The organism is Mesorhizobium captivum, assembly GCF_033977165.1.
Lineage (GTDB): Bacteria > Pseudomonadota > Alphaproteobacteria > Rhizobiales > Rhizobiaceae > Mesorhizobium > Mesorhizobium captivum.
Window position 1 is genome coordinate 359,458 of the sequence record NZ_JAVIJB010000002.1, and the last position, 17,657, is coordinate 377,114.

Consider the following 17,657-nt stretch of genomic DNA (forward strand, 5'->3'; position numbering starts at 1 on the left):
CTCGCCGCGTTAGGGCGCTTAGCCATATTTGCCTTGTCAGGGTGCGCGGAACGGGTCGCGATTTGCGGCGCGGAGCGGCTTTCAATCGGGCCGAAGCGAATTCCGCGTCGGCCGTTTCTGTCCCCGTTATCCACATATGTGACACACAACATATTGGGGGTCACAAAACCTACAAAAACGAATCCTTGACGGGTCAGAACGAGTCGCTTTTTATAGGCCATGCGCTCCTGTTGTGGGCGCGACCGGAAAGTTCAGAGGCCGGTCTTTTTTCCCGGATTTTGTGCGTTTTGCCCGCATTTCCGCCTGTCCACGAGGCCGGCGGAAGCGTTGGCGATGTTGGGCTTGGGTGGGCGAAAAGGGAGAATTGTCGGCCTGGAAAAAATGATCTGTTAACACTATATTTAGTGTTTGCAGGCAGGCTCGACCCTAGATAGTGTGAACCTCCCTCTTCCGAGGGAATCGACAAAAGTTTCAGTTTCGAGGGACCCGCGGGTCGGCCGGCAACCTGGGTGACCGCCTGGAAAGGCGTTCGCTTGTCTGCATGGCGTTGCCCGCGACGAGGAGAATGTCGGCGTCGCCCGCGATGCCGGCAAACGGCGGACCGCGCTAATCGCCTTTGGGGCAGAAATCCCTGGGGAAAAGCGCTATATATAGACAAAAGGGACCGGACCAATGCGCATCGAGCGTCGCTTCACCAAGCCAGAACAGTCAGCCTATGCGGAGATCGAATTCCGCAAGGCCCTGTCGGAGATCAAGAATCCCGACGGCTCGGTGGTGTTCCGCCTCGACAACATCGATGTGCCGGCCCAGTTCAGCCAGGTCGCGGCCGACATCCTGGCGCAGAAGTATTTCCGCAAGGCCGGCGTGCCGGCGCGCCTGAAGAAGGTCGAGGAGAACGACGTCCCCTCCTTCCTATGGCGCTCGGTTGCCGACGAGGCCGAGCTCGCCAAGCTCCCGGAGGCTGAACGCTACGGGTCGGAAACCGATGCCCGCCAGGTCTTCGACCGACTGTCCGGCACCTGGACCTATTGGGGCTGGAAGGGCGGCTACTTCAAGTCGGAAGAGCACGCGCGCGCCTTCCGCGACGAGCTCGCTTATATGCTCGCCACCCAGCGCGTCGCGCCGAACTCGCCGCAGTGGTTCAACACCGGCCTGCACTGGGCCTACGGCATCGACGGTCCGAGCCAGGGCCACTTCTATGTCGACCCCTTCACCGGCAAACTGACCAAGTCGAAGTCGGCCTACGAGCATCCGCAGCCGCATGCCTGCTTCATCCAGGGCGTGCAGGACGACCTCGTCAACGAAGGCGGCATCATGGACCTGTGGGTGCGCGAGGCGCGCCTGTTCAAATACGGCTCCGGCACCGGCTCGAACTTCTCGATGCTGCGCGGCGAAGGCGAAAAGCTGTCCGGCGGCGGCCGCTCCTCCGGCCTGATGAGCTTCCTCAAGATCGGCGACCGCGCGGCCGGCGCCATCAAGTCAGGCGGCACGACGCGCCGCGCCGCCAAGATGGTGATCGTCGACGCCGACCACCCCGACATCGAGGAATTTATCGACTGGAAGGTCAACGAGGAACAGAAGGTCGCCTCGCTGGTCACCGGCTCGAAGATCGTCAAGAAGCATCTCGAAGCGATCATGAAGGCCTGCGTCAATTGCGATGGCGATGGCGACGACTGCTTCGACCCGGCTTTGAACACCGCGCTGAAGCGCGAGATCAAGGCGGCCAAGAAGGACGCCGTGCCGGAGAACTACATCTATCGCGTCATCCAGTTCGCCCGCCAGGGCTACACCTCGATGTCGTTCAAGACCTACGACACCGACTGGGATTCGGACGCCTACCTCACCGTCTCCGGCCAGAACTCCAACAACTCGGTGTCGCTGAAGGACAATTTCCTGCGCGCCGTCGAGGCCGATGGCGACTGGCAGCTCACCGCCCGCAAGGACGGCAAGGTGCTGAAGACGCTGAAGGCGCGCGATCTGTGGGAAAAGATCGGCTACGCCGCCTGGGCGTCGGCCGATCCCGGCCTGCACTTCAACACGACGATGAACGACTGGCACACTTGCGCCTCCGCCGGTGCGATCCGGGCCTCCAACCCGTGCTCGGAATACATGTTCCTCGACGACACGGCCTGCAACCTCGCCTCGATCAATCTTCTGCCCTACCGTAGGGAAGACGGCACCATCGACATCGCGGCTTACGAGCACACCGTTCGCCTATGGACCGTCGTGCTCGAAATCTCGGTGATGATGGCGCAGTTCCCGTCGAAGGAGATCGCCAAGCTTTCCTACGATTACCGGACGCTCGGCCTCGGCTATGCCAATATCGGCGGCCTGCTGATGACCTCGGGCATTCCCTACGACTCCGACGAGGGCCGCGCCATCTGCGCCGCGCTCACCGCGATCATGACGGGTGTGGCCTATTCGACCTCGGCCGAGATGGCCTCCGAGCTCGGCGCCTTCCCGGACTACGACCGCAACGCGCAGAACATGCTGCGCGTCATGCGCAACCACCGCCGCGCTGCATACGGAGACAAAGACGGCTACGAGAAGCTCGCCGTCAACCCGGTGCCGCTGGTCGCTTCAGACCTCAAGCAGCAGGCGCTGGCCGAGCATGCCCGCGCCGCCTGGGACCGCGCCATCGAGCTCGGCGAAGAGCACGGCTACCGCAACGCGCAGGCGACCGTGATCGCGCCGACCGGCACGATTGGTCTCGTCATGGATTGCGACACCACCGGCATCGAGCCCGACTTCGCGCTGGTGAAGTTCAAGAAGCTCGCCGGCGGCGGCTACTTCAAGATCATCAACCGCGCCGTGCCGGAAGCGCTCAGGACGCTCGGCTACTCCGAAAGCCAGATCGCCGAGATCGAGGCCTACGCCGTCGGCCATGGCAACCTCAACCAGGCGCCGGGCATCAACCCGTCGACGCTGAAGGCCAGGGGCTTCACCGACGAGAAGATCGCGGCGCTCAACGCGGCGCTTAAGTCGGCCTTCGACATCAAGTTCGTGTTCAACCAGTGGACGCTCGGCGCCGACTGGGTGAAGGAGACGCTCGGCTTCACCGACGAGCAGCTCTCAGACATCTCCTTCGAGATGCTGCCGGCGCTTGGCTTCTCCAGGAAGGACATTGACGCCGCCAACATCCATGTCTGCGGTGCGATGACGCTGGAAGGCGCGCCCTTCCTCAAGGCCGAGCATCTTGCGGTGTTCGACTGCGCCAGCCCCTGCGGCAAGATCGGCAAGCGCTCGCTGTCGATCCAGAGCCACATCCTGATGATGGCCGCGGCGCAGCCCTTCATCTCGGGCGCCATCTCCAAGACCATTAACATGCCGAACGAGGCGACGGTCGAGGACGCCAAGAACGCCTACATGCTGTCCTGGAAGCTGGCGCTGAAGGCCAACGCGCTCTACCGCGACGGCTCGAAGCTGTCGCAGCCGCTCAACGCCTCGCTGCTCGCCGATGACGACGAGGATGAGGACGAGGCGGTCGAGCAGTTTATCGCAGCACCGGCCGCGCAGCGCGCCGTGCAGGTGACGGAGAAGATCGTCGAGCGCGTGGTGGAGCGGCTTTACCGCGACCGCGAGAAGCTGCCGAACCGCCGCAAGGGCTACACGCAGAAGGCCGTCGTCGGCGGCCACAAGGTATATCTCAGGACCGGCGAGTTCGACGACGGCCGCCTCGGCGAGATCTTCATCGACATGCACAAGGAAGGTGCCGCCTTCCGCGCGATGATGAACAACTTCGCCATCGCCATCTCGCTCGGCCTGCAATATGGCGTGCCGCTCGACGAATATGTCGAGGCCTTCACCTTCACCAAGTTCGAGCCGGCCGGCATGGTGCAGGGCAACGACGCGATCAAGAACGCGACGTCGATCCTCGACTACGTGTTCCGCGAGCTCGCCGTCTCCTATCTCGGCCGCCACGACCTCGCCCATGTCGACCAGTCGGACTTCGACAAGACCGCGCTCGGCCGCGGCATCACCGAAGGCAAGGCGACGCCCTTCTCCAAGGGCCTCTATCGCGGCGCCTCGCCGGTGAAGCTGGTGTCGGGCATCGGCAGCGAGCCCAAGGGCTTTGGCGGCTCGGCCCCGACGACCGCCCCTGCCCGCGCAGCACCCACCGCCTTCGCCGGCTCCAACGTGCTGGCGCTGAAGCCGGCAAGCGACGAGGCCCTTGCCTATAAGCGCGACTATGAAGACCGCGCCAGGGAACTGGCCGAAGAGATGGTGGAAGAGGAAGCCGAAACCGCCGGCGGCGCGGAAGCGCTGTTCACCGACGCCGCGGCCAACGAGGCCGCCGAAGCAAAGAAGCTCGCCGCGACCAGACGCCAGCAGTCGCTGCTGCAAGGCTACACCGGCAACGAATGCTCCGAGTGCCACAACTTCACCATGGTGCGGAACGGCACCTGCGAGAAGTGCGATACGTGTGGTTCGACGAGCGGGTGCAGCTGAGGTAGGCAGAATACTGAGGTGAACCTTAAGGAATGTCTCTGGGCACCCTTTTGAGTCCTCCCGCGACTTAAGCCGAGTCCCTGAACTGAAAGCGCCCCGCAGATGACTGCGGGGCGCTTTTTCAAGTGAAGCTAAAGGAAGCGATCTCTCCGGCCGCGAAGGTCGTGGCCAATCTGGACATCCGAATGTAATCGCCTCATTCTCAATTGAGGGGGAAACCGTGAATGGCGACGTATTTCAACGAGTATTTCGGCGTATCTCGTGATGCCGTAGATGACTACGGGGCCTTCAACGTCTCGATCATCAACGACTTGCCGCTGTTTATCGATCCTTTCCTGCTCTTCCAGAGCACGAAGCCCGAGTACAAAGCTCTTCATGCTGAAATCCTAGCCTACATCATTTTCCTGCGTGAGCAGGTCATTGCAGCGAGGATCAACAAGGACCTCATCGCTGCCTGGTTCTGCTTCTCCGAGGTCCGTCAGAACTGGCTTGGCTTCTCTCTTGTCGGGAATGGTGGATCGGGCTTGGGACTTGGTTTCGCACGGTCATTGAGCGCAAACCTCGCAGACCTGTTCGCAAACTTCGGACAGGAGCAAATCACGGAAAGCAGTCACGTGGAAAAGGTCTGCCTCGTCCAGGGAGGAGTGGGCCGAGACAGCATCAGTGATTTCACGACGAACCTGATCAAACACTTCCTCTGCGAGTATACGCAGACCTTTGCCCGCACACACATTGCCCCCGAAAAGCGCAAGATGGTCTGGGTCGACAAAGCTGTGTTCGATTACCAGACCCAGTCGTGGCAGCGTCGATGCTATGAATTGCCATGGCTCAGTAGGGACAATGATTTCGTCCTGCTGACGCCCAAAGACATCCTGACCCGCGAGGAAAACTGGATCAATCGGACGGACATGATCCGGGACTTCGAAAGCATTCCCACGGCGATTCCGGACAACGAACTCAGGGGGCAAGTTTTCGCATATTTCCAAACCGAGCTCCTGCGGGGCGTCGACAAAGACAAGGAACCCACACAAGCTGATCGCGATGAGCGGCTGTCAAAACGCTCATCAAGTTCCCAGACCTGGTCGACTATTACATTCGCTACAAGGAAGAGAATGGCGACAAGGCTGTCGACATCAGCACCGAACGCGTCATCGAAACCCGCCTAGTGTTCGAAGAGCAAGTGCGTCAGTTGCAGCGCGAGTTGGCCAACCTGACCAGCTTCTATAATGTGCAGGGAAGCACATACGAGGAAACCCCACCGCAGGTTGGCGTATCTCAAGGACGTAATTGAGAATAAGGGCGGCCACCGTATCTTCTGGCACGACGGCAAGGCGATCAAGCGCGAAAGCGACCTGCACGTACTCACGCGGCTGGTGTGGTTTGGCTCGCCTTCAGATGTCGGGGCAGAGGCCAATGACGGCCGCGGACCAGTGGACTACAAAATCTCTAGGGGCGCTTTCGATAAGACTCTCATCGAGATGAAGCTCGCGAAAAACTCTTCTCTTAAGCGCAACCTAGAGAATCAATTGCCGATCTATCAGGCCGCGAGCGACGCGAAACAGGGCATCAAGGCCATCATCTACTTCAGCATCGAGGAGAAAATCCGGGTTGAGGCGATTCTGGAGGAGCTAGAACTGACCGGGCATAAGGACGTGGTGTTGATCGATGCGCGGATGGACAACAAACCTTCGGGGTCTAAGGCCTGACTGATCCGCTCAGCCCCTTCAGGCCCGCTCGCTGGCGTTCCCTGGAGCACCCCTCATCCGGCCGCTTCGCGGCCACCTTCTCCCACAAGAAGGGGAGAAGGGGAGCGCCGCGTCTCAATCCTTGAACGCGATCCCGTATTTCGCCGCCTGCTCCTTCGGCATATCGGCCAGCGCCTGGCGCACCGTGTAGCCGCCATAGACGTCGCCGCCGTTGCGGATCATCCAGTCCTCGACATCGGCCTCGGCAACCGTCATGCGGTCGCTCATCTTGTACTGGTTGCCGTTGACCGGCTTGTCGGCCAGCAGGCCGACGAAGTGGCCGTCGCTGAAGGCCACAAGCTGCATCCAGATGTGCTCGGTGGCGCCGTTCTGTGTCAGCGGGAATTTGACCGTATAGGTGCCGGGCGTGCGCGCATCCATCAGTTCATGGAAGCGCGGCAGCGTCGAATGGCCCTTGGCCTTGGCGCCCTGCATTGCCTCGTCCGTGGTGGAATAGGCGACCACATTGTCCTTGGGCTCGCTCCGCATATGGCCGAGCGCGTTGAAAAATCCGTAGCCGACCGCGGCCACAACTGCGGCAGTAACAATCAGTTTGCGCATTGACCCCTCCAGGTAGCGATCACGGATGCGTTACCGGAAGGCGGTTGCCGCGGCGCTAAGGGACAAAGTGAGCGGATGGTTAGCGAAATCCTGAAATTACTACCAAAGGCTGCGGCATCGGAATGATGGAGGTGGCGGAGGCCGGTTCTTATGGAACTCGAGACCGAGAACGCAGTTCACTAGTGCGTGGAATCGCAGGAACTTCAAGTTCACTGCATCAGCGAGAAGCCGGAAGGGAATGAACGCGGTGCCGCCGAAGGAAATGGACGTCGTCCTGCAACAACTGCCGCTGAGGATCGGCGCCTACGTGCCCGACGATCTGCTGGAGGATTGGTTCGCGCCGGGGACGGGCATGCGGCCCGTCAGCAAGGCAGCGCTTGCTGCCGCCGCCAGCTACGGACGACGGTTCGAATGTGAATTCAAGTACTATCCCGAGAGGATGGAAGGCGTGTTCTGGAAATGGGTTCCGGCGATCTGATTTGGACACGTCGGCGGAACTCTCCTGCCGTCGGGCTGGGAGATGTCGGCTCCTCCGGCGGGAACTCAGGTGGCGCGTCAGGCGGAATATCGGGAGGTCCCCTGCCGGGTCCCGGGATGGGATCGGGTGAAGGCGGAGGAACGCCCGGCGGTTCTCCGGGCGGGTTTTCCGGCGGAGATGGAGGCCGGGAGGGCTCGGGATTGGGATCGCCCGGCATCGGTTCGGGATTGTTCGGGTCCGGATTGTTGATTGCAGGCCTCCTGAGTCATGCGGCCAGCGTTGCCCACCAGAAAGATCACCTTTTGCATTCAGGCGGCATGTTCGTATGTGCCCACGAGTTCCGCCGCCTCGATCGCGTGGCGCCGGGCCTCCTTCCAGATTTCCTTGACGCCGGTCTGGCCGGGAATGCCGAGGCTCGGCACATCGAGAGCCGCCAGCCGGAAATGGTAATGGTGGACGCCATGCCCGGCGGGCGGAGCCGGGCCATCGTAGGAGGCGTTGCCGAAGTCGTTCTTCCCCTGCTGGAGCGCTTCGGTTCCCGGCTTCCCGTCCTCCCCTTCGGCGAGTTGCTCGATGTCGGGCGAAATGTTGAACACCGCCCAGTGGCCGAACGTCCCGCGTGGTGCGTCGGGGTCATCCACGATGAGAACCAGGCTCCTCGTCCCGTCAGGTATCCCCGACCATTTCAGGGGCGGAGAAACATTTTCGCCATCGCGGGCGTAACGTTCGGGGATGGGATCGCCGTCGGCGAACGCCGGACTGGTGAGTGTTAATGGCATGTTGGTCCCTTCCGCTTTTGACGCCGCAAGACCGCAACCACCAACGAATGCCGCACCGGATCGTTCCGCGGCGCCAGCGAGTTGCGGCGCGCATGGAATTGTGTTCGTCCTGTCGGATCTTAAGGAAGGACGGCCGGCTCAGCCGCCGGCGGTGAGATCGTGGCGTGGCGCATCGCGCCAACCATGAGCGTCCGGGATCAGCGGTCGCACCCTAATCCGCGTCGGCCACCATTTGCCCGCCGCCCAGCCAACTGCGCCATTGCCGTTCGTCGCCGTGGAAGACGTTGAGGTCGATGCGTCCTCTCACCCCATGCGACAGGCCGGAGCCGGAATACTGCCAGAACAGCCATCTGCGGCCGGGATAGACCTTTGACGGATGCGCGGCGACCGCGCGCAGCCAGAACGGATAGTCGAGAAAAGCGCCGCGCAGATTGTCGCGATAGAAGTCGGGGCTGGTGTAGATGACGGGCCGCTGGCCGTAATGGCGTTCCAGCTTGTCCATGAACACTTGCATCTTCTCCAGCACTTTTTCGCGCGAAGGCCGCCGCCTGCAGGAGGAGTCGCCGTTCCACTCGACGTCGATCACCGGCGGCAGCGCGCCCTCGACCCTCGGCACGTTGCGGATGAACCAGTCGGCCTGCTCGCCGGCGGTGCGGCACCAGTAGAAGAAATGATAGGCGCCGCGCTTCAGTCCGGCGGCGTCGGCGCCGCGCCAGTTCGCCCTGAACATCGGATCGAGATGGTCGCCGCCGTCGGTCGCCTTGATATAGGCGAAATTGGCGCCCTGGGCGCGCAGCTTTTCCCAGTTGATATTGCCCTGCCAGCGCGAGACATCAACGCCGTGCACGGCAAGGTGCCGCGGCGAGGAGCGGCCGAAATTGATCGGCTTGGCGTCGCGGAAAGCGTAGCGGGTGACCGGGCTCGCGAGCATCGCAGGTGCTGCGCGCGACAGCCGCTTCGGCGGCGACACGAGCGCCGCCTCCTGAACCGGCGGCTCGACGCTGTCCGGCAGGTCCTGGGCGAGGAACGCAACCGTCTCCTCCTCGGCCAGGCCGTGAGGACGCGAAACTTCGCCGTCGGGACGCGAATTCTCGTCGTCGAGACGCGCATTGTCCTCGGGCAAAGGCGCAGGCGGCTCGAAGCGGGTGGCGCCCGACATCGACGCGGTCTCGACGGTCGTTGCGGTGTCGGCCGTCCTCACGGCCTTCGTCACGGGCGCGCTCGGCCTGACCACGGAACTTGTCGTCTCATTGGACGGCACCTGCAAGGCGTCGACGCCCGACGTGGACGAGCAGCCGCCGAGGCAAAGCGCTGCGAGCACGAAACTGACGACGCCGAAAATCCGCATCTTGACCTGTACGCAAAACAAAACAGACCGAAGGCAGGAAAGACGCCGCCGGAAGCCCCATTCCTAATGAGAAATTACCAACAAAGTTTGAATCAAAATTTACTTTTGGTTCGGCCGGGCGATTCGCGGCCGGCCCAGCCGCCGTCAATCCGGAAGCCGCAAGGCCCTGATGGATAGCTGCAGGCCCCACTACGACCGACATCTTGAAAGACAGGGTCTAACCCTGCCCCAATTCGTACCCATATAGGGGGCTCGCCAGATGCGTTTGAAACGCTCCGACCCAAGGATTGTCACCCCAAGGACCTGTCACCAATGTCAAAATCACGGACGATCAAAGTTGCGTCGATCTTCCTGATCCTGCTGATGGCGCTTGGAAGCGCCACCATCGGCACCGCGGAGGCGCGTATGGGCGGCAGTTTCGGCAGCCGCGGCAGCCGGACTTTCCAGGCCCCGGCTCCGACGAAGACCGCGCCCTATACCGCGCCCGTGACGCGTTCGATGACGCCGAACACCACCCAGTCGATACCGCCGTCGCAGTCGTTTCCCGGCCAGGCGCGCCCGGGATTCTGGAACGGATTTGGCGGTGGCTTCGTCGGCGGGCTGGTCGGCGGACTGCTCTTCAATGGCCTGTTCGGCATGATGCTCGGCCATGGTTTCGGCGGCATCGGCGGCGGCTTCAGCTTCATCTTCCAGCTACTGCTCATCGGCAGCCTCATCATGCTGGCGATGCGGTTTTTCAGCCGCGATAATGCCGCGCCGGCCAATATGAGAAGCTCCGGCTTTCCCTTCGGCCGGCAAGATTGGGCAGGCACGCAGCCCAACTACCCATCCCGCACCACGGATTTGGGCGCATCCGGCGCTGACGAAATCGGCATCACGGATACCGATCGGGACGCGTTCGAAAATATCCTCGGCGACGTGCAGGCCGCATTCAGTCGCGAGGATCACCAGGGATTGCGAAGGCTGACGACGCCCGAAATGGTTTCCTACCTTTCGGAGGAGCTGGCGGACAACGCAACCCATGGCCTCAAGAACGATGTGACAAATCTTGAGCTGCTGGAAGCCGATATTGCGGAGGCGTGGCGAGAGGGCTCACGCGATTATGCCACCGCGGCAATGCGCTGGTCGGCCATCGATGTCATGCGCAACCGCCAGACCGGCGCCGTCGAAAAGGGCGATCCGAAAAATCCGGTCGAAGCCACCGAACTGTGGACCTTCACCCGCGAGGCCGGCGGGCCGTGGCTGCTGTCCGCGATCCAGGACGCATCCAATTAAACGCAACCGCGGCGCTATCCGCGCCGCGGTAACCTACGCTGGTGCCTACCGGCCTCGCCTGAACACCCCGATCATCGGCCCGAGATTCGAGAAATCGTCGTTGCGGCCGATGGCTGGCGCATAGAGGCTGGATATGGAACCGTCGAGGAACAGCGCGTTCGGGCAGCCGAGCTCGTCGCGGAACAGGCGCGCGAATTCGTGGAAGGTCACGACGTCGTTCGAGATGGCGAAAACGGCGACGCCGTCGGCGCGCACACCGACGCCGTCGCGGATTTTTCGCGACGGGCTGCCCGCCTGGAATTTCGGATGCAGCTTGCCGTCGATGACCAGCATCGGCCCGGACTGGGTTGCGTAATCCACGCGCGGCGAACGCTTCAAAAAGTCCTTCGTCGCGCGAACGCCGGCCTTGCCGTCGCCGAGATAAAAGATGCCGTTCGGCTGCATGGAAAAGTTGCCGCTGCCTGCCCCGGTCTTCGCCGACGTGATCTGTTGTCCCTGCTCGACATAGAGCCCGACCGGCGCGAGGTTGGGATGATACATGCCCGCATTCATGCCGAAGAGCATGGTGCGGCCGGCGGCCTGTTCGGCGGTGCGAAGATTGTGCAGCGAGCGGTAGAACTCGCCGTCCTTGTTCTTCCAGAACAGCTCGATCGAAAAATGTTTCGGATCGGCCTCGCAGACGAGATAGGTCGCGGTCTCGAACGTAAAGTTGCGGCACGGCGGCAGCGCCGCCAGCCATTGGCCGGCGCCTAAGCCCGCGCCGACGGCGGCCGGCAGCGCCGATTTCACCAGGGCAGCGAGCAAAGGCACCGATCGCAGCAGCGTCGCGAGATCCATCAGCGCACCCGAAGAAGGTCCAGGTGCCGGTATAGCGGATTCGGTGAAAGCCTCTAGCTTAACCAGCCGAAAGCGACGCCGATCAAAAGCACGACGCCGAGCAGGCCGCGGTAGATGACGAACGGCCAGGCGGAAAAGCGCTCGAGCACCCGCATCAAACCCCATATGGCGAAGAAGGCCGAGATCGAGGCGACGACAAGGCCGACGGCCAGGACCGACCAGCCATAGGCGCCGAGATGGATCTTATGCAGTTCCCAAAGCTCCTTCAGACCGGCAAGCGCGATCGCCGGCAGGCCGAGCAGGAAGGAGAGCCGCGCCGCCTCCGGCCGGGCAAAGCCAAGTCCAAGCGCCGCCGTCAGCGTCGATCCCGAGCGCGACACACCGGGGATGAGGGCGCCGACCTGGGCGACGCCGACCAGCAAGGCGTCGAGCACGGACACCTTTTCGAGGGTCAGCCTGTGGCGGGCATAGATTTCGGAAAGCGCCAGCAGCACGGCCATGACGATGCAGGCCCAGCCGATCACGGCCAGCCCTCTCAGCGGCGAATTGCAGGCATTGAGAACGCCGGAAAGCGCAAGGCCGGCGATGACGATCGGAACGGTCGCGAGCACGATTCCGACCGCCAGGCGAAAGTAGCGGTTGGCGAAATCGCGGCGCGCGAGCGCCGACAGCGAACCCACCGCGACATCCCTGACATCGCTCCAGAAATAGCTGACGACCGCCGCCAATGCCGCAAGCTGCATGGCGGCGGAGAAGGCTGAGCCGGGATCCTGCCAGCCGAGCACGGCGGGCACGACGCGCATATGCGCCGTCGAAGAGATCGGCAGCAGTTCGGTGATGCCTTGCACGATGCCGAGAAACGCCACCTTGGCATAACCCAGGCCGACAAAGCCCGTATCCAGTCCCTGCGTGCAGACGTCGGTCATCCCGGTCCTTTCCCCAGCACAAAGTGCATCGTCATTCGCAAAGCCCCTCGAAGACAGCCTTAACTGCGCGAAACCGGGAATCCAACTCACGGATTTGTAAGGTGCCGCTAATCGTGCTTGACAATGGGCGTCTCCATATTATCATCCACTAATCTTACACTGTAAGGTAGATCGGAGGAGGACCATCATGTCGACCGCCGCCCTCTCGGAACTGCAGCCAGTCGCGCCGCCGGAGCCGCACCTGCCGGAAATTGCGATCGAGGATGTCTCGCGCGATCTGAGCCGCGCCATCGAACGCGCCGAGGTCAATGCCTGGCTCGACCTCTATGACGCGGCGCCCGCGGATTTTGCCGCCCGGCACGGCCTGTCGATCGCCCGCGACCGCGACTTGGTCTGGACCACCTGCGCGACGATCCCGTTCATCCATTTCAACTGCGCGAAGAACATCGGCGTCGAGGCTCCGGCCTCGGAGGCTCAACTCGACGCGCTGCTGGCGCATTATCGCACGGCCGGCATCTTGCGGCCATGGTTCTACACCAGTCCGCATACCGAGCCGTCGCGGTTGAGATGCTGGCTGGAAGCGCGCGGGCTGCAGCATCAGAGCGGCTGGGAACGCATCTTCCGCGACGCGACGCCGCTGCCGGCCGAACCACTCTTCCAAACCGACGATGTATCGGTCGAAGAAGTCGTACCGAAGACTGCTCCGGAATGGGCATCCTTCATCGATGGCAAGTACAGACTGCCCACTTCGCCCTGGCTCATGGCGCTGGTCGGCCGCAAGGGCTGGCGTCATTATATGCTGAAACGAGACGGCGCGGTGGCCGCAGTGCGCTCACTGTTCATCTCAGACGGCGCAGCCTGGAGCGGCATCGACGCGCCGGTGCCCGGCATCATGGCGCCAAGCTTCGATCTCGACGCCGTGCTTGGCGAAAGGTTGGTCCGCGACGGCATCGCCGCCGGCGCGAAACTGTTCGTCGCCGATATCGAGGCGCCGCGCCCCGAGCGCGATGGCCCGGCCTACCGCAACTACGCGCGGCTCGGTTTCAAAATTGCCTATTTCCGCGACCATTACAGCTATTTGCCGGCGCATTCGAGCTAGAGCCCTTCACGGCTCTAGCGGTACAGCCATTGCGTCAGGCAGCTTCTGGCCACGACATGGGCCGGCGGCACCACAGGCTGGTCGATCCGGGAATCGTCGGCGACCCTGTCGCGCGCTTTTTCCAAGAGCATGCGGAGTTCCGCCGGGCGCACGCGGTCGCGTTCCATCACGAGTTGGATCATCGGGTCGTTCAAAAGCTCGTCCAGGGTGTTGATGCTCTCGCTCATCCGTCGCCTCCTCGATGCCTTCCCGCATGGCGGTTAGATAAGCAGCCAATGATGGCTCGCCAATGACGCTTTGCCGGCTATCTCGTGAATCGAAGATGAAATTTTTGTGCAGTTTTCCCCTTCTCCCCCCTGTGGGAGAAGGGAGAAGTCTAAGCCGGAGGCGCACCCTCAAATTGCGGCAAACCATCATTGAGCCGCACCCAGGGTTGCATGGACGCCGTCCAGAAATGCATGTCTGGCTTGAACACGGACGGATCGTCGAGCGAACCGGACGTGATGCCGAGAATGCCTCTGGAGTCGCGGCGCGAAAACATCGTCGTGCCGCAGGCGGGACAGAAGCCGCGCTTGAGGTCCGGCGATGAATTGACCGTCGCCAAAGGCCCTTCGACGGTCACGTCTTCGATGCGGAACAGGAGCCGCGCGTTGAAGGCGGCCCCGATCGCCTTCTGGCAGATCCAGCAATGGCAGATGCGCTCATTGATCGGCTCGGCCTCGGCACGATAGCGCACCGCGCCGCACAGGCATCCGCCTTGGTATCTCGTCATTGAAAGCACCTGCTTTGTGGAGTCCAGGTGCGGTAGTAGCGGCCGGCATAGAAGCGTCAATCAAAAAGCATTGATAGGATGTGATCGCTTGCGGTGATGACGCTGGCCGCCTTCCCTCGGGCAGCCAGCGGTCAAGGGTCACTCGCTGACCATCTCGTCCCAGGTTTTCACCTTGGTCTCGCCGTCGAGAAAGGGCAGCGTGGTGGTAGCGAGTTCCGGCGCGAAAAAGACATCGTAGTGGGTGCGGTTGGGCAGGATCGCCAGCCGATTCTGCGGCAGGTTCTCGCGCATCCAGCCCGCGTCCTTCTGTCCGCCGCCGAGCAGTTGGAAGAACTTGATCTCATGCTCGGGCTTGTACATGTCGCTGTCGCCATAAACGAGCATGACCGGCATCTTCAGCTTCGGCACATCGGCCGAGAAATCATAATCGTTGCGCATGAAATTGCCGAGCGCGTCGAGCAGCTTCGGGAAATCCTCTGGATGCGGCGCCACGGCGACATAGGATTTGTACATCGGCGTGTCCTTCATGAACGGGGCGGCCGCCGCGCTCACCTGCGCCTGCTGCGGGCGCATCTCGTCGTAGAAGCCATTGGCGGCGTAGCCGGTCGACACCATGACCAGCCTGCGCACCGCCTCAGGGTGCTGGACAGCCATGCGGAAGGCGACGCCGCCGCCGAGCGAATAGCCCATGACATCGACCTGATCGTAGCCGAGCGTCTTGACGATGGCTGCCATGTCGTTGCCCATCGCTTCAAGGCCGAACGGCCGTTCGCCGAGCGCAGTGCGGCCGTGACCTTGCAAGTCCACAGCGATCACCGTGCGGTGCTCCGCGAATTTCGGCAGGATCGGTGCGAACATGTCGGTCGATCCCAAGCCGCCATGCAGCAGGAGCAACGGCTCACCCTTGCCGTAGGTGGCGTAGTAGTAGCTCAGGCCGTCGATCGGCAGCAGGCCGGATTTTTCCGGCTTCAAGAGGGCTTTGGCTTCGGTGGTCATGGCAGGCTTGGACTCCTCGGATTGTGCGTCCGGCGCGGCAATAAGGGCCACGGCCGACGCGAGAATGGCTAAAAGCAGGGTCTTGGACACTTTTGGTCTCCTCCGTCTGTGTGCCCAAGGACGCGGCGACGAAGCCCAAGCCGACATGGCTTGCCAAAAAAATGGAAACGGGCAGCGAGCGGCTGCGTTTCGAGCCCGAGTGGAGAAAGGAGCTTAGTGGCGCCGGGCCTGGACGAGATAGGCGTCGATCTCGGTCTCGCCGAGCCATTTGGCGGCTTCGAGCCGGTGCAGCCCCTCGACCAGGACATGGCGCTTGCCGTCATGGCGCACCTGGATCGGCGTCTTCATGCCGTTCTCTAGGATGTCCTCGGCAAGATGGCGCACGGTCTCGGGATGCAGCGTCTTGCGGCGCGCCGTTGGCACGTAGATGTCGTCGACCTTGACCTTTTGCACGCGCAGCATGTCGGCTCCCAGTGCGGAAATCTTGCCCTAGGGTCTGTCGAGATTCAGGTTAGGCCGAGCCGAGAAGGGCAGTTTCTGAGAACCGGAGCGGAGCGTACTCGAAGTACGTGAGCACCGGAAGCGCAGGGAACTGCCGTTCGCAGGCCGGCCTCACCTGAATATCGATAGACCCCTAGAATGAAATAGTTGGTTTGCCGCATATGGCCAAGCGCTCGCTGGCCCGATTGTTTCCATTTGACGCTTGGCCGGCCGATGGTCTCAATGGCGGCGTCTTGGTTTCAGGTGCTCTTTGACGCAACCGCCCACTGAATTCCCCGATTTCGGGCTGACGCCCGAGCAGCGCCGCGAGGCGGTGCGCGGCCATTACTATGAATGGCCGGGCATGGATGGCTCGAGCGGCGAAATCTGGTGCTACAGCGACCGTTTCTCCTATCGGCCGGGCGAGACCCTAGTGCTGCATGTCAGCTCGACGGCACCGCAATTCGGCATCGTCGTCGTCCGCGACGGCGGCAGCGAAACCAGGGTCTTCGAAAAGACCGGCCTTTCGGCACGCTGGCAGGAGACGCCCGATCAATGCTCGATCGAAGGCTGCGGGTGGGATGCCTCGTTCGAATTCCGCATCGGCAACGACTGGCCGTCGGGCGCCTATCGCGTCACCCTTTCGGCCGAAGGGCGGGACGGCAGTCCGATCCACAGCCACCATCTCTTCATCGTCGCGCCCCTGCCCGGCAAGAAACCCGGCCGCCTGCTGCAGGTCGCGGCGACCGGCACCTGGCTTGCCTACAACACCTGGGGTGGCTCCAACCACTATCAGGGCATCACCGGCCCGAACCGCGATCAATACGCGACGATGGTTTCCACGCAGCGCCCCTGGTGCCGCGGCTTCGTCGTGCTGCCGAAGGAGGCGCCGCGCGTGCCGCTGGAAGTCGCGGTGCCGCCGAAGACGGTGCCGCGCTATCCGCATATGGAATGGGCTTTCGCAACCGGTCATTCGAAGAAATACGCCTCTTCCGGCTGGGCAAGCTACGACAGCCATTTCTTCCGCTTCGCCGAGCGCGCCGGTTACGCGATCGACCTCGCCAGCCAGCACGAGCTCCATTTCTCGCCCGAAATCCTCGACGGCTACCATTGCGCCGTCTTCGTCGGCCACGACGAATACTGGACCTGGGAGATGCGCGACGCGGTCGACCTCTATGTCGAGCGCGGCGGCCATGCGGCGCGTTTTGCCGGCAACTTCATGTGGCAGACACGGCTGGAGGACGAGGGCCGCCGGCAGGTCTGCTATAAATACCGCGCCCGCGCCGAGGATCCAGCCTATCGCGGCGGTGACGTCACCCGCGCCACCAATTCCTGGGAAGCACCGGAGATCGGCCGTCCGGGCAGCGCCACCTTCGGCCTCGACGCGACCAGGGGCGTCTATGCCGGCTGGGGCGGCTGCGCGCCGCGCGGCGTGCGCGGCTTTCCCGTCTACCGACCCGAGCACTGGGCCTTCGCCGGCACCGGCATCTATTATGGCGACCTGCTCGGCGCCGACAGCCACGTCTATGGTTATGAGGTCGACGGGCTCGATTTCGAAATCCGCGGCGGCCTGCCCCACCCGACCGCCACCAGCGGCGCGCCGGACGGCCTACAGGTACTGGCGGTCGGCATGGCGAGCCAGGTCGAGGAAAGCGCCGACATCCCGATCGAGGACCAGTTCCTCACCGACGAGGACGGGCGCTTCACCGCCGAGACGCTGTTCGGCGAGGCCAGCGACGCCAATCTCGACAAGGTCAAGCGCGGCAACGGCATGATCGTCAATTTCCCGCGCGGCAAGGGCGAGGTCTTCCATGCCGGAAGCTGCGAATGGGTCGCCGGCCTGCTAAGGCAGGACGCGATGGTCGAACGCGTGACCAAAAATGTTCTCGACCGCTATCTCGGAAAGTCCTGA

The 17,657-nt window shown here is 62.7% G+C and carries 16 protein-coding genes; 7 read left to right on the top strand and 9 right to left on the bottom strand.

Annotated features, from left to right (window positions below; all coding sequences use genetic code 11):
* Positions 1 to 672: 672 nt before the first annotated feature.
* The 3 genes from RFM40_RS03810 (at position 673) to RFM40_RS03820 (ending at position 6,155) form a co-directional block, all read left to right on the top strand.
* Positions 673 to 4,449 (top strand): vitamin B12-dependent ribonucleotide reductase, encoded by a 3,777-nt coding sequence (locus tag RFM40_RS03810; RefSeq protein WP_320227196.1) that lies wholly within the window; start codon positions 673 to 675, stop codon positions 4,447 to 4,449.
* Positions 4,450 to 4,673: 224 nt separating this feature from the next.
* Positions 4,674 to 5,615, top strand: a complete 942-nt coding sequence (locus RFM40_RS03815; protein ID WP_320227197.1) for a hypothetical protein — start codon at positions 4,674 to 4,676, stop codon at positions 5,613 to 5,615.
* A gap of 99 nt (positions 5,616 to 5,714) precedes the next feature.
* A complete protein-coding gene (locus RFM40_RS03820; RefSeq protein ID WP_320227198.1) occupies positions 5,715 to 6,155 on the top strand; it encodes a hypothetical protein in 441 nt (146 codons plus the stop codon).
* A 114-nt stretch (positions 6,156 to 6,269) separates the two neighbouring features.
* Here the strand turns inward: RFM40_RS03820 and RFM40_RS03825 are convergent, their stop codons facing one another.
* The gene (locus tag RFM40_RS03825) at positions 6,270 to 6,755 is read right to left on the bottom strand and encodes a DUF2314 domain-containing protein (RefSeq protein ID WP_320227199.1); all 486 of its coding nucleotides are present in this window, start codon (positions 6,753 to 6,755) and stop codon (positions 6,270 to 6,272) included.
* A gap of 238 nt (positions 6,756 to 6,993) precedes the next feature.
* Between RFM40_RS03825 and RFM40_RS03830 the strand changes: the two genes are divergently transcribed.
* Positions 6,994 to 7,233, top strand: coding sequence for a hypothetical protein (locus RFM40_RS03830; protein ID WP_430691635.1), 240 nt, complete (start codon positions 6,994 to 6,996; stop codon positions 7,231 to 7,233).
* A gap of 308 nt (positions 7,234 to 7,541) precedes the next feature.
* Here the strand turns inward: RFM40_RS03830 and RFM40_RS03835 are convergent, their stop codons facing one another.
* Together RFM40_RS03835 and RFM40_RS03840 are read right to left on the bottom strand one after the other, a co-directional pair.
* Positions 7,542 to 8,012, bottom strand: a complete 471-nt coding sequence (locus RFM40_RS03835; RefSeq protein WP_320227200.1) for a YbhB/YbcL family Raf kinase inhibitor-like protein — start codon at positions 8,010 to 8,012, stop codon at positions 7,542 to 7,544.
* A gap of 211 nt (positions 8,013 to 8,223) precedes the next feature.
* On the bottom strand, positions 8,224 to 9,360 hold the full coding sequence (locus RFM40_RS03840) for a glycoside hydrolase family 25 protein (RefSeq protein WP_320227201.1): 1,137 nt from the start codon (positions 9,358 to 9,360) through the stop codon (positions 8,224 to 8,226).
* A 312-nt stretch (positions 9,361 to 9,672) separates the two neighbouring features.
* Between RFM40_RS03840 and RFM40_RS03845 the strand changes: the two genes are divergently transcribed.
* Entirely contained in the window at positions 9,673 to 10,635 is a 963-nt protein-coding gene (locus RFM40_RS03845; protein ID WP_320277161.1) for a Tim44 domain-containing protein, read from the top strand.
* A 45-nt stretch (positions 10,636 to 10,680) separates the two neighbouring features.
* Here RFM40_RS03845 and RFM40_RS03850 read toward each other — a convergent pair whose 3' ends face one another.
* Both RFM40_RS03850 and RFM40_RS03855 read right to left on the bottom strand, forming a co-directional pair.
* Positions 10,681 to 11,472 carry a phosphodiester glycosidase family protein gene (locus RFM40_RS03850; protein ID WP_320227203.1) on the bottom strand — a complete coding sequence of 264 codons (792 nt, stop codon included), beginning with the start codon at positions 11,470 to 11,472 and terminating at the stop codon, positions 10,681 to 10,683.
* A gap of 53 nt (positions 11,473 to 11,525) precedes the next feature.
* A complete protein-coding gene (locus RFM40_RS03855) occupies positions 11,526 to 12,398 on the bottom strand; it encodes an undecaprenyl-diphosphate phosphatase (protein ID WP_320227205.1) in 873 nt (290 codons plus the stop codon).
* 187 nt (positions 12,399 to 12,585) lie between these two features.
* On the opposite strand from RFM40_RS03855, the gene RFM40_RS03860 reads away from it, so the two are divergent.
* A complete protein-coding gene (locus RFM40_RS03860; protein WP_320227206.1) occupies positions 12,586 to 13,497 on the top strand; it encodes a hypothetical protein in 912 nt (303 codons plus the stop codon).
* A 14-nt stretch (positions 13,498 to 13,511) separates the two neighbouring features.
* Here RFM40_RS03860 and RFM40_RS03865 read toward each other — a convergent pair whose 3' ends face one another.
* The 4 genes from RFM40_RS03865 to RFM40_RS03880 form a co-directional block, all read right to left on the bottom strand.
* Positions 13,512 to 13,724 carry a hypothetical protein gene (locus tag RFM40_RS03865; protein WP_320227207.1) on the bottom strand — a complete coding sequence of 71 codons (213 nt, stop codon included), beginning with the start codon at positions 13,722 to 13,724 and terminating at the stop codon, positions 13,512 to 13,514.
* A 149-nt stretch (positions 13,725 to 13,873) separates the two neighbouring features.
* Positions 13,874 to 14,269, bottom strand: coding sequence for a GFA family protein (locus RFM40_RS03870; RefSeq protein ID WP_320227208.1), 396 nt, complete (start codon positions 14,267 to 14,269; stop codon positions 13,874 to 13,876).
* A 138-nt stretch (positions 14,270 to 14,407) separates the two neighbouring features.
* Positions 14,408 to 15,355 (bottom strand): alpha/beta fold hydrolase, encoded by a 948-nt coding sequence (locus RFM40_RS03875; RefSeq protein WP_320227209.1) that lies wholly within the window; start codon positions 15,353 to 15,355, stop codon positions 14,408 to 14,410.
* Between the two features lie 123 nt (positions 15,356 to 15,478).
* A complete protein-coding gene (locus RFM40_RS03880) occupies positions 15,479 to 15,727 on the bottom strand; it encodes a ParB N-terminal domain-containing protein (protein WP_059189249.1) in 249 nt (82 codons plus the stop codon).
* A gap of 289 nt (positions 15,728 to 16,016) precedes the next feature.
* On the opposite strand from RFM40_RS03880, the gene RFM40_RS03885 reads away from it, so the two are divergent.
* The gene (locus RFM40_RS03885) at positions 16,017 to 17,657 is read left to right on the top strand and encodes a N,N-dimethylformamidase beta subunit family domain-containing protein (RefSeq protein WP_320227210.1); all 1,641 of its coding nucleotides are present in this window, start codon (positions 16,017 to 16,019) and stop codon (positions 17,655 to 17,657) included.

Coding starts and splice junctions, on each gene's coding strand:
- RFM40_RS03810 (WP_320227196.1), top strand. CDS start 673: ATGCGCATCGAGCGTCGCTTCACCAAGCCAGAACAGTCAGCCTATGCG.
- RFM40_RS03815 (WP_320227197.1), top strand. CDS start 4,674: ATGGCGACGTATTTCAACGAGTATTTCGGCGTATCTCGTGATGCCGTA.
- RFM40_RS03825 (WP_320227199.1), bottom strand. CDS start 6,755: ATGCGCAAACTGATTGTTACTGCCGCAGTTGTGGCCGCGGTCGGCTAC.
- RFM40_RS03830 (WP_430691635.1), top strand. CDS start 6,994: ATGAACGCGGTGCCGCCGAAGGAAATGGACGTCGTCCTGCAACAACTG.
- RFM40_RS03835 (WP_320227200.1), bottom strand. CDS start 8,012: ATGCCATTAACACTCACCAGTCCGGCGTTCGCCGACGGCGATCCCATC.
- RFM40_RS03840 (WP_320227201.1), bottom strand. CDS start 9,360: ATGCGGATTTTCGGCGTCGTCAGTTTCGTGCTCGCAGCGCTTTGCCTC.
- RFM40_RS03845 (WP_320277161.1), top strand. CDS start 9,673: ATGTCAAAATCACGGACGATCAAAGTTGCGTCGATCTTCCTGATCCTG.
- RFM40_RS03850 (WP_320227203.1), bottom strand. CDS start 11,472: ATGGATCTCGCGACGCTGCTGCGATCGGTGCCTTTGCTCGCTGCCCTG.
- RFM40_RS03855 (WP_320227205.1), bottom strand. CDS start 12,398: ATGACCGACGTCTGCACGCAGGGACTGGATACGGGCTTTGTCGGCCTG.
- RFM40_RS03860 (WP_320227206.1), top strand. CDS start 12,586: ATGTCGACCGCCGCCCTCTCGGAACTGCAGCCAGTCGCGCCGCCGGAG.
- RFM40_RS03865 (WP_320227207.1), bottom strand. CDS start 13,724: ATGAGCGAGAGCATCAACACCCTGGACGAGCTTTTGAACGACCCGATG.
- RFM40_RS03870 (WP_320227208.1), bottom strand. CDS start 14,269: ATGACGAGATACCAAGGCGGATGCCTGTGCGGCGCGGTGCGCTATCGT.
- RFM40_RS03880 (WP_059189249.1), bottom strand. CDS start 15,727: ATGCTGCGCGTGCAAAAGGTCAAGGTCGACGACATCTACGTGCCAACG.